This window comes from Methylobacterium sp. Leaf100 (assembly GCF_001422845.1).
Classification (GTDB): Bacteria; Pseudomonadota; Alphaproteobacteria; order Rhizobiales; family Beijerinckiaceae; genus Methylobacterium.
This window is the reverse complement of record NZ_LMMW01000011.1, coordinates 54,970-65,134: the sequence shown is the minus strand read 5'-3', so window position 1 is coordinate 65,134 and position 10,165 is coordinate 54,970. Positions and strand designations below refer to the sequence as shown.

The 10,165-nt window shown below is 69.0% G+C and carries 11 protein-coding genes; 3 read left to right on the top strand and 8 right to left on the bottom strand.

What is annotated here, in order from left to right; translation table 11 throughout:
• Positions 1 to 157 precede the first annotated feature (157 nt).
• Positions 158 to 883 (bottom strand): RluA family pseudouridine synthase, encoded by a 726-nt coding sequence (locus ASF25_RS08090; RefSeq protein ID WP_244472948.1) that lies wholly within the window; start codon positions 881 to 883, stop codon positions 158 to 160.
• 24 nt (positions 884 to 907) lie between these two features.
• Between ASF25_RS08090 and ftsY the strand changes: the two genes are divergently transcribed.
• Both ftsY and ASF25_RS08080 read left to right on the top strand, forming a co-directional pair.
• Positions 908 to 2,332: a signal recognition particle-docking protein FtsY gene (gene ftsY / locus ASF25_RS08085; RefSeq protein WP_056304295.1), complete on the top strand. Its 1,425-nt coding sequence runs from the start codon at positions 908 to 910 to the stop codon at positions 2,330 to 2,332.
• A gap of 76 nt (positions 2,333 to 2,408) precedes the next feature.
• Positions 2,409 to 3,020, top strand: coding sequence for a septation protein A (locus ASF25_RS08080; protein WP_056169212.1), 612 nt, complete (start codon positions 2,409 to 2,411; stop codon positions 3,018 to 3,020).
• Between the two features lie 45 nt (positions 3,021 to 3,065).
• On the opposite strand, the gene ASF25_RS08075 is transcribed toward ASF25_RS08080, so the two are convergent.
• The 7 genes from ASF25_RS08075 to ASF25_RS08045 form a co-directional block, all read right to left on the bottom strand.
• Entirely contained in the window at positions 3,066 to 3,593 is a 528-nt protein-coding gene (locus ASF25_RS08075) for a Crp/Fnr family transcriptional regulator (RefSeq protein WP_244472947.1), read from the bottom strand.
• Positions 3,594 to 4,269: 676 nt separating this feature from the next.
• Positions 4,270 to 4,860: a DsbE family thiol:disulfide interchange protein gene (locus ASF25_RS08070; protein WP_056169191.1), complete on the bottom strand. Its 591-nt coding sequence runs from the start codon at positions 4,858 to 4,860 to the stop codon at positions 4,270 to 4,272.
• Complete coding sequence (gene ccmD / locus ASF25_RS08065) at positions 4,857 to 5,045, bottom strand: heme exporter protein CcmD (RefSeq protein ID WP_056304299.1); 189 nt, start codon at positions 5,043 to 5,045, stop codon at positions 4,857 to 4,859. Before ccmD ends, ASF25_RS08070 begins: the two co-directional genes overlap by 4 nt.
• 5 nt (positions 5,046 to 5,050) lie before the next feature.
• Complete coding sequence (locus ASF25_RS08060; protein WP_056304294.1) at positions 5,051 to 5,812, bottom strand: heme ABC transporter permease; 762 nt, start codon at positions 5,810 to 5,812, stop codon at positions 5,051 to 5,053.
• A gap of 99 nt (positions 5,813 to 5,911) precedes the next feature.
• Positions 5,912 to 8,203, bottom strand: coding sequence for a PAS domain-containing protein (locus tag ASF25_RS08055; protein WP_244472946.1), 2,292 nt, complete (start codon positions 8,201 to 8,203; stop codon positions 5,912 to 5,914).
• Between the two features lie 144 nt (positions 8,204 to 8,347).
• A complete protein-coding gene (locus tag ASF25_RS08050; protein WP_056169184.1) occupies positions 8,348 to 9,154 on the bottom strand; it encodes a Crp/Fnr family transcriptional regulator in 807 nt (268 codons plus the stop codon).
• Between the two features lie 245 nt (positions 9,155 to 9,399).
• Positions 9,400 to 9,648: a hypothetical protein gene (locus ASF25_RS08045; protein WP_082478859.1), complete on the bottom strand. Its 249-nt coding sequence runs from the start codon at positions 9,646 to 9,648 to the stop codon at positions 9,400 to 9,402.
• Between the two features lie 254 nt (positions 9,649 to 9,902).
• Here ASF25_RS08045 and ASF25_RS08040 point away from each other — a divergent pair, with 254 nt between their 5' ends.
• Positions 9,903 to 10,121, top strand: coding sequence for a hypothetical protein (locus tag ASF25_RS08040; protein ID WP_056169178.1), 219 nt, complete (start codon positions 9,903 to 9,905; stop codon positions 10,119 to 10,121).
• Positions 10,122 to 10,165 lie beyond the last annotated feature (44 nt).

Below are 10,165 nucleotides of genomic sequence, written 5' to 3'. Positions count from 1 at the left end.
CGGCTAAACTTACAAAAACAGGGTCTCGCGGCGTCCCGCGTCTCCCGTTTCCTCAGGCCGTCCCCCGCGCCGAACCGGCGGCGGGGCGCTGGCGCGTGCGCGCCGGGCAGTTGGCCCTGGAGGGCAGGGCTTGGCCCGGGAAGAGACGAAAAAGGCCCTACTCGGGCCGGTCGGCCCCGCACCGCACGAGCCCCGCCCGCATATGCGCGGGGGCCGGCGCCTCCACGACGATCGGCGGCTTCTTCGGATAGAGCGGCAGGGTGAGCGCCCGCGCATGAAGCTGCAGGCCCGGTCCGCCGCTGCGCGGGCCGGAGCCGTAGATCGGGTCCCCCACGATGGGAAAGCCGGACGCCGCGCAATGGACCCGCAGCTGGTGGGTCCGGCCGGTCACGGGGGTGAGGGCGAGCCACGCGAGGCCGTCCCCGCGCCCGAGCACCTGCCAATGGGTGAGCGAGGGATCGCCGGACGGGTCCGCCTTCATCCACCACGAGCGCGGATCGTCGGAGCGCCGCGCCAGGGGGAGATCGATGCGGCCGGTGTCCTGCGCGGGCCCCCCCTCGACCAGGGCCCAGTAGGTCTTGCCGACGCTGCCGCTCGCGGCGAACAGCTTGTTGAGGCGGGCCAGCGCCTTGGCGTGGCGGCCGAGAGCAAGGCAGCCCGACGTGTCGCGGTCGAGGCGATGGGCCGCCTCCGGGCGCCGGGGCAGGCCGAAGCGCAGGGCGCCGAGGTGGTCGGTGAGGGTTTCGCCGCCTTTCGGGCCGGGATGGACCGGCAGACCCGCCGGCTTGTCGATGACGAGGACGAGGGCATCGCGGTAGAGGAGGCGCGCACCTATGTCTGTTACGAGGGCATCGGCTGGGGGCATGGCCTTGGCGCTTACCATGCCGGGTCCGGGGAGCAAGCGGGAATGAGCGAAGACAAGAGGCCGGGCTGGCTGCTGCGCAAGATGTTCGGCACCAAGGAGGAGCCGCGCCCCGAGCCGGTGCCCGTGCAGCCCCCCGATCCGAAGCCGGTTCCGCCTCCCGTTCCCCGGCCGGTGGTCGCGCCTCCGGTGGCCGAGCCCGTCGCCCCCCCGCCCGAATCTCCGGCCTCGTTCTCCGAGGGCCAGCCGGATTTCGCCACCGCGGCGACGGACGTCTCTCATGTGCCGCCCCCTCCGAGCGAGCCCGCCGCGGGCACGCCCGGCAAGAACGCGGTCCCGGACGAGATCGAGGGCGCCGACCTCCAGCCCGTCGAGGGCACGCAAGAGCGCCCGCCCGCCGGCACCGCGGGCGACGATCCGGCGCGCGGCGCCGAGGCGGCCGACACCACGTCCCAAGCCTTCGCGCCGCATGGGGCACCGGACCCCGAACCGGAGGTCGCGACCCAGATCTTCCTGCCGGAGCCGGAGGCCGAGCCCGAGGGCGAGAAGCGCGGCTGGTGGAGCCGCCTGACGGGGGGCATGAAGCGCACCTCCTCGGCGCTGACCGAGCGCGTCACGGGCCTGTTCACCAAGCGCAAGCTCGACGCCGACACCCTGGAGGAGTTGGAGGACGCCCTGATCCAGGCCGATTTCGGCCTCGAGATGGCGACACGGATCTCGGAGGCCGTGGGCAAGGGCCGGTACGAGAAGGGCATTTCGCCCGATGCCGTGCGGGAGATCCTGGCCGCCGAGGTCGAGCGGGCGCTGACCCCCGTGGCGATCCCGTTCACCATCGACACCACGAAGAAACCGTTCGTCATCCTGATGATCGGCGTCAACGGAGCCGGCAAGACCACCACCATCGGCAAGCTCGCCATGAAGCTGAAGGCGGACGGCCATTCGCTGATGCTCGCCGCCGGCGACACGTTCCGGGCGGCGGCCATCGAGCAGCTCAAGGTCTGGGGCCAGCGCACGGGCACGCCGGTCATCGCCCGGGCCCAGGGCGCGGACGCGGCGGGCCTCGCCTACGACGCCTACGAGGCGGCGAAGCAGCAGGGCACCGACGTGCTCCTCATCGACACGGCCGGCCGGCTCCAGAACAAGGCCGGGCTCATGGCCGAACTCGAGAAGATCCTGCGGGTGATCCGCAAGATCGACCCGGAGGCCCCCCACGCGGTGCTCCTCGTCCTCGATGCCACCGTCGGCCAGAACGCCCTGAGCCAGGCCGAGCTGTTCTCGAAGGCCGCTCAGGTCACCGGCCTCGTGATGACGAAGCTCGACGGCACGGCGCGGGGCGGCATCCTGGTGGCGCTCGCGGCGAAATTCGGTCTGCCGGTTCACTTCATCGGTGTCGGCGAGGGGGTCGAGGACCTCGAGCCGTTCGAGGCCCGCGACTTCGCCCGCGCCATCGCGGGATTGGACAAGGATTAGCGGCGCGTCCGCCAGGACCGGGCCCTCACCTCCAAAAGCCGCGACGCGCCGCGCGCGGCCCTCTATGACGGATGCCATGCAGATCGAAGCCGTTCCCCCGCACCGCCACCTGCCGCCGCTTCTGAAGCTCGCCCTCGAGCTCGGGCCGCTGGTGATCTTCTTCCTCGGCAACGCCTATGCCGAGCGGTTCGGGGTCCTCCCCGAGCAGAAGCTGTTCGTCGCCACCGGGGTGTTCATCGCCGCGACGGTGGTGGCGCTCGCCATCCACTTCGCCCTGGTGCGGCGCCTACCCATCATGCCCCTGGTCTCGGGCGTGGTGGTGGTGGTGTTCGGCGGCCTGACCCTGGCCCTGCAGGACAAGACCTTCATCATGATGAAGCCCACCATCGTGAACACCCTGTTCGGGCTCGTGCTGCTCGGCGGCCTCGCCTTCGGCAAATCCCTGCTGTCCGTGGTGCTCGACAGCATGTTCGCCCTGACGGAGGAGGGCTGGCGCAAGCTCACCTTCCGCTGGGGCCTCTTCTTCCTCGTCCTTGCGGTGATCAACGAGGTGGTGTGGCGCACGCAGACGGAGGATTTCTGGGTGAGCTTCAAGGTGTTCGGCATCATGCCGCTCACGGTCGCGTTCGCCCTGGCGCAGACACCGCTCCTCCTTCGCCACGAGCGCAAGGATGCGGGCGCCGCCTGAGACGCGATGGGGTTCGAGGGGGCTTTGCCCGCCTCGAACCCCTGTTCAGCCCAGGACGCGCTGGTACTCGGCCTCGGGGCCGCCGTAGGCGTCTCCCGCGATGGCGAGCATTTGCGACCGGTCGCAGATGCCGATGCCGCCACGCCGGGTCCTGACGGCACCCGCGTCGCTGAGATTGCGCAGGGCCGTGGTCACGCCGGCCCGGCGTACGCCGAGCATCAGCGACAGGAGTTCGTGCGTCAGCGGGAGATCCTCGCGATCCGTGCGATCGTGGCACATGAGCAACCAGCGTGCGAGGCGCTGCTCGAGGGTGAAGCGGCTGTTGCACAAGCTGCCCTGCGCGAGCTGAATCGCGAAGACCTGCGCATAGCGCAACAGGCGATCGTGCAGGGGGCGGCATTCGGTCAGAGCCGCCCGGAACGCCCGCGCTTCGATGCAGAGCGCCCGGCATGGAATCTGGACGATGGTCTCGTGCGGCCAGCTGTCGAGACCATGCAGTAGGGGAAGTCCCGTCATTCCCTCGGGGCCGATGGCACCGACCTCCGCCTGCACGCCGGCGGGGGTGCGTGCCATCACGGAGATCATTCCGGGCTCGGGGAAACACACCTGGGCAATGGCTACGTCGGGGGTTTCCAGGACGATGCCGCTCTCGAACGAACGGCGCTCCAGTTCCGGCTGGAGTCGCGCAAATTCATCGGGGGTCAACGCTCCCAGCAGCCGGTTGCGTACTTCGAGTTGAACAATGCGCGACGTCAAGGCTCTGCCGATCCATAGGCACGATCAATTGCCACCTGATGCCTGCTGCCCGTCCTTATCAACGAACGATCCGCTTATAATACCCCCAAAAACCAGACCTGTGAACAGCTTATCTACGTATCAAAAAGTACGATCTCGTACATAAGGAAACTTTATTTCGGAATCAAACTTTTTGAAAAGCGCGAGAAGAGTTTATTTCTGCTTTATATTCTACCGTTTTCATCAAACAGTAGAAAAACACCCTTCCATAGATAACCCTGCTTATTCGCAGCCGAAGAAAATCTGCTTTGGCCGAAGTGACCCTGACCTTCCGACTATCGTAGAAGCAGTTCGCGCGAAGCACCGCGCAGAAACCCACGCATCCGCTGGCGATGCGGGCCTCGGGACTCTCGAATGACGACGAAGCCAGAGCCGAGGATGGGATCCATCGTGATCTCGGGGACCACCAAGCGTGGGACGCTCCCGACGCCGAAGTGCGGCCTCGACGCGACCGCTAAGGCACGGCCTCGGCCACGGCGCCTGCAGCGCGCATCTTGTCGACGACGTTCCGGTAGTTCTCCGGCGTGACGATCCCGACGAGCTTGTCGCGGATGGTCCCGTCCGGCCCGACGATGAAGCTCTCGGGCACGCCGTAGACCCCGAAATCGATGGCGGTGCGGCCGGTGGAATCCATGCCGACCGCCCCGAACGGCACGCCGTTGCGGGCAAGGAAGCGACGGGCGTTCTCGGGGGCGTCCTTGTAGGCGATCCCCACGAGGTGGAGCCCGGGCTCGCGGGCGAGGCGCATGAGCTGCGGATGCTCGATCTGGCACGGCGCGCACCACGAGGCCCAGAAGTTGACGAGGGTCACCCGGCCCTTGAGCGCGGCGCTGGAGAGGCCGGGCAGGGGCACGCCGTTGGCGGTGGCGCCGGGGAGGGCGGCCAGATCGAAAGCTGGAGCGGGCCGGCCGATCAGCACGGAGGGGACGGCCGAGGGGTCCGCGCCCGAGCGCAGGCGCACGAAGAACAATCCCGCGAGCACCACGAAGGTGACGAGGGGCACGATGAGCAGAAGGGAGCGCCGGGCCGGCTCGGACCCGCTCATGCGCCTGCCCCCGAAGACAGGGCCGAGGGCGCAGTGGGCTCCTGCAGGGCCGCCAGGGCGCGGGTCTGGGCACGCCGGTCACGCACCGCGTGCCAGATCAGGCCGGCGATGACGAGGGCCGTGAAGGCGTAGGCCCCGAGGATGAAGCCCGCGTGGGGCCCGAGATCATGAGGTCCGAGATTCATGATCGTCACAGGCCCCGGATCGCCCCGAGGGGTACGCTGGTATCGAGCCGTTCGGCCTCGCGGATCGTCAGCGTCCGCACGCGGCGCCGCAGGATCTCCGTGCGCATGGCGGAGAGATGCAGGGTGATTCCCAACAGGGTGAAGGCGAGGATCATCTCGAGGAGCGGGTAGAGCATCGAGGGGTCGATGGACGACCCCCCCATGCGCATGATCGAGGCCGGCTGGTGCAGGGTCGACCACCAGTTCACCGAGAACTTGATGATCGGCAGGTTCACGGCGCCCACGAGGGTCAGGATCGCGATGGCGCGGGCGGCCCGGCTCGGATCCTCGATGGTGCGCCAAAGGGCGATGATCCCGCAATAGATCAGGAACAGCACCAGCATGGAGGTGAGACGCGCGTCCCAGACCCAGTAGGTGCCCCACATGGGCTTGCCCCAGAGCGAGCCGGTGACGAGGCAGATCAGGGTGAAGGCCGCACCGATGGGGGCAGCGGCGCGCTGGGCCACATCCGCCAGGGGATGACGCCAGACTAGGGTGCCGATGGCCGAGACCGCCATGGCGCCGTAGAAGAACACCCCGAGCCAGGCCGCCGGGACGTGGATGTACATGATCCGCACGGTCTCGCCCTGCTGGTAGTCGGGCGGAACGGTGAACCAGGTGAGATAGAGGCCGAACGCCAGGAGTATGCCCGAGAGCCCGGCGAGCCAGGGCATCAGCGGGGCGGTCCAGCGCAGGAAGTTGCCGGGATGGGCGAGGCGTGTCCACATGGTTCGCGATCTAGCCCAGGGTGCGGTGCAGCGGCAATGCGGGCGTTGCGCGCAAGGCTGCTTCGCACACAAGGGTGCCTGCGCGTGTGAAGGAGACGCTTAGACGCTTCCTGCCTGAAAGCCCGCCAGGGGCGCCGCGAGGCGGCATACCAGACCGGCGGGTTCGTAGTCGAGGCTGACGGTTCCGCCGACGGCCCCCACGAGACCACGCTCGATCAGCCGCGAACCGAACCCTTTTCGCGATGGTACCACCACCCGCGGGCCGCCGGACTCGCGCCACGTCATCCGCACCGTGGGCTCCCCCGCCTCGAGGGCGACGTCCCACGCCACGGTCACCCGGCCGGCAGGGACCGACAGGGCGCCGTACTTCACCGCGTTGGTGGCCAGCTCATGCAGCGTCAGGGCGAGCGACAAGGCCGCCTTGGCACCGAGCTCGATGGCCGGGCCGGAGATGCGGAAACGGTCGGGCTGACGATCGTCGTGGATGGCCAGCGCACTCGCGAGAACCGCTTCGAAATCCGCTCCCTCGCTCTCTCCGGAGAGCAGGATGTCGTGGGCCTTGCCGAGGGCGATCAACCGCGCCGCCAGGGCCTCCTTGGCCGCCTCGACGTCGGTGACGTTGCGCAGGGTCTGCGACGCGATGGCCTGGACCACCGCGAGGGTGTTCTTGAGACGGTGGCTGAGTTCGCGGTTGAGGATGCGCTGCTGCTCGTCGGCCTCGATCCGGGTCAGGCCACCCCAGGCGCGCTCGGCGACCTCCCGGGCGAAGGCGATCTCCTCCGGCGTCCAGTCGTGGGGAACCGCGTCGAGGACGTAGAGGATGCCGACGAGGCGCCCGCGCTGGAGAATCGGCACCTTGACCACGGCCCGCATGCCGATGCGGGCATAGCCGGCCGCATCGTCGACGCGTTCGGGGGTCGCGGCGATGTCGGCCACTGCCAGGGCTTCGCCGCGCCGCAGGCGGGCGACGCTCGCCGCCACGGTCGCCAGGGTCTGCGCCCCGGCCTCGGCTCCGAGACCGGCGGCGATCCAGTCCGGCGCAACGGAGGAGAGGCCGCCGGCGGGATCGACGAGGGCGTAGCCGGCCCGGGCCACGCCCAGGGTCCGCCCAAGGCTCGCGGCCGTGGCCTCCACCACGGCCGCGTTGGTCTGCAGGTCACGCAGGCGGTCGCCCAGCGCGATGAGAGCCTCGCGCCGGGCATCGGCGCGCTTCTCCTCGGTGATGTCCTCGATCATCGCCGTGGCGTGGACGCTGTCGCCCAACGTCTGCGACACGAGGTTGACGCGGGCCCAGATGATGCGGCCGTCGAGGCGGCGGTAGCGCTTCTCGAGGCGCTCCTGCATGGTCTCGCCCTTGGCGAGACGGCGGTGCAGTTCGGCCCGCTCGGCATCGTCCTCCGGCGGCGTCCAGCGCGCCAGGGAATGGCCGAGGATCTCGGATTCCGGCGCGCCCCAGATCTCGCAGAGCTTGGCGTTCACGGCGAGCGCCCGGACGCTGCGCGGATCGAACTGGACGATGCCGATATTGGCGCCCTGGAACACCGCGCGGAATTGGGCGCCGGTGCGGTTGCGCTCGGTCACGTCGAGCATGGCGCCGATCATCCGCTGGGGCGTGCCGTCGGCGGCTCGGACCATGTAGCCGCGGTCGAACACTTCGGCGTAGGTGCCGTCGGCGCGCAGGAAGCGGTACTCGTGGCCCCACTCGTCGGCTCCGCCGGCGATCACCGCACCGATATCGGCCTCAACGGCGGCCCGGTCGTCCGGATGGACATGCGCGATCCACCACGCCCCGTCCGGCACGACGCGGTCGGGCGTCCAGCCGTAGGCGGTGGCCAGGGCCTCGTTCCACAGGACGGTGTCGGTGGTGAGGTCCCAATCCCAGATGGCATCGTTGGTGGCGCGTGCGACGAGGCGGTAGCGCTCCTCAGTTGCCCGAAGGGCGATCTCGGCCAGTTTGGCCGCGGTGACGTCGCGCACGGTGCCGACCATCCGAACCGGGCGGCCCTCGCTGACGATGAGCTGGCCCCGTGCCGCGATCCAGCGCGGGACGCCGCCATCCGCCGGGACGACACGGTATTCACTGTCGAACTGACCGGTCCCGGCCGGATCGAGGGCGGCCTGCAAGGCGGCATCGACCCGCTCGCGATCTTCCGGGTGCAGGCCTTGCAGGAAGGTCTCCGCATAGGTGACGGGCACGTCTGGGACCACGCCGAACAGGCTGCGGGTGCGGGCGTCCCAGCGCAGGATCGTGGTGGCGAGGTCGTAGTCGAAGATGCCGATGCCCGTAGCCTCGACGGCCAGCCGCAGGAGCACGGCGCTCTCGGCCGGGTCCGCCACGTCGGGCGCCGCGCCGTCCGGGACCGGCGCCCTCGAGACAGACGTTTCGGCCACGGGCGTTTCGGCGGAGCCGGTCCGAGGTCCGGTCGCGCGCGGCACGGGAGGGGCGGCGTGGTTCGTCATCGGCGGGGTGGCGGCGTCCGGCTCGGATCGGGTGTTGTGGCGGGGATTCTATCCTGGGCGGGAAACCGCGGGATCTCAGGCCGTCTCCCGCTGGGCGTAGGGCCGCTCGGTGGGAACCGTTTCGTCGGGAGGCTCGACGCGGACGAGTCGGCCGAGACGATCGTAGCCCGCGCCGAGCACCGTCTCGTAATGATGCCGGACCACACCGTGGCACTCGCAGGCCGCAGCCTCGACCTTGGCGCGGTCCCGGACCGTGATGCGGCCACGGCCGACCTCGATCAATCCCTGCTGCTGCAGGGTACGCAAGATCCGGGTCAGGTAGGTGCGCTGAACGCCGAGCATCGCCGCGAGCAGCTCCTGGGTGACCGGCAAGGTGTCGCTGGCGATCCGGTCCTGCAGCGTCATCAACCAACGCAGGCAGCGTGCCTCGATGGGATGCAGGGCGTTGCAGGCAACCGATTGCAGCACCTGGGCAAGGAGGCAATCCCCGTAACGGGCGAAGAGGTTGCGCAGGCTTTCCGAACGGCGCTTGGCTTCCTGGAAGCGCACCGCGTCCATGCGCAGGACCGGGCCGCCGATCTGGATCACGGCGTGCGTGGAGGCGGGAAGATAGCCCTGGCTGACTACACCGCCGACGGCGCCCTCGCGGCCGATGGTGGCGGTCTCGGCGCTGCGCCCATCCCGCATGGCGATGATCAGGGTCGCCACCGTCTGGCCACACGGAAAGGCGATGGTGGTCACCTCGGCGCCGGCTGCGAACAAGGTTTCCCCGCGCTGATGCACCGACCACTCGAGATGCGGCGCCAGTAAGGCGCGATCCTCGGTCCTCAGGGCCTTCAGAAGCAGATTGCCCTGGAAGAGTGGATCGGCGGCCGAAGGCATGGCGTGCGCTGCGTTCACGGTCTGTCTTCCCGCCACTAGCGCACGAAGCTCTGGCACGTCTGTCTAATAGTATACAGAAGCCGAACGATTTTGTCGTTTTGATGGGATGCGGCGGAACTTCTCATCACTTGGCAGCTGAAACTCGTCCGCATGAACGAATCGGTGATGCCGGACGCGTGCCGCAAGCTCCCCCATCGGAGTTCGGCAGAATCAGACAAATTCGATCAGGCTTGGGGTGAATTCGGTCAGGCTTGGCCGGCTTCGTCGCCTTCGCCGACGCAGTCGAGGGCGCGCTCCACTGCCGTCACGGCATCGAGGAGGTTCCGCACGGTGCTGTCGACTTCGCGCCGGGGGCGGTTCATGGCCGCCGCGCGGGCGCCCACGGCCTGGAGATGCTCGAGGACCGCGAAGAGGTCGTCGGCGACGGCCACCACGTCGTGCACCGCCGGAGCGGGCGGGGAGGGGCGGCGACGGAAGGAAATGACGTTACTCATGACCACGATGTTTCGCGTGGTTCGGGGCCGGGCGCCAGGAGGCCGGGGGGTGATTTCGTGCGATCGGAGGGGTTGTCCGGGTCTCAAAGCGCGGCGTGGTGAGCGCTTCCGTGGCGATGCCCCATCACTCTGCGACGTGGCGGCGACGGTTCGTTATCCTTTCCCGGTTTGCCCCGGCGGCGCTTGACGCGGGACGCCCGGCGGGCCCACCTCCGCCGATCCATCTTGCAGGACAGACCCCCAGGACAGCCCCGATGCGCCTTCTTCCTCTCGCCCTCTCCACCCTCGCAATGGCTGGCCTGTGCGCCTGCAACAGCGCCGAGGGCCCGAATTCCCGCAGTGGGATCGCCGAGACCTTCGACACCAGCAACTACCGTCGCTCGTCCGACACCAACGGAACCCAGACCCGCCGCGACGTGAACCGCCTCTACACCCAGCCCTCGCTGCCCTCGATCTCCAGCCGCGGCAACTGACCTCGAACCTCATGGATCCCGCTCCGGTCGGGTTCCATGAGGTC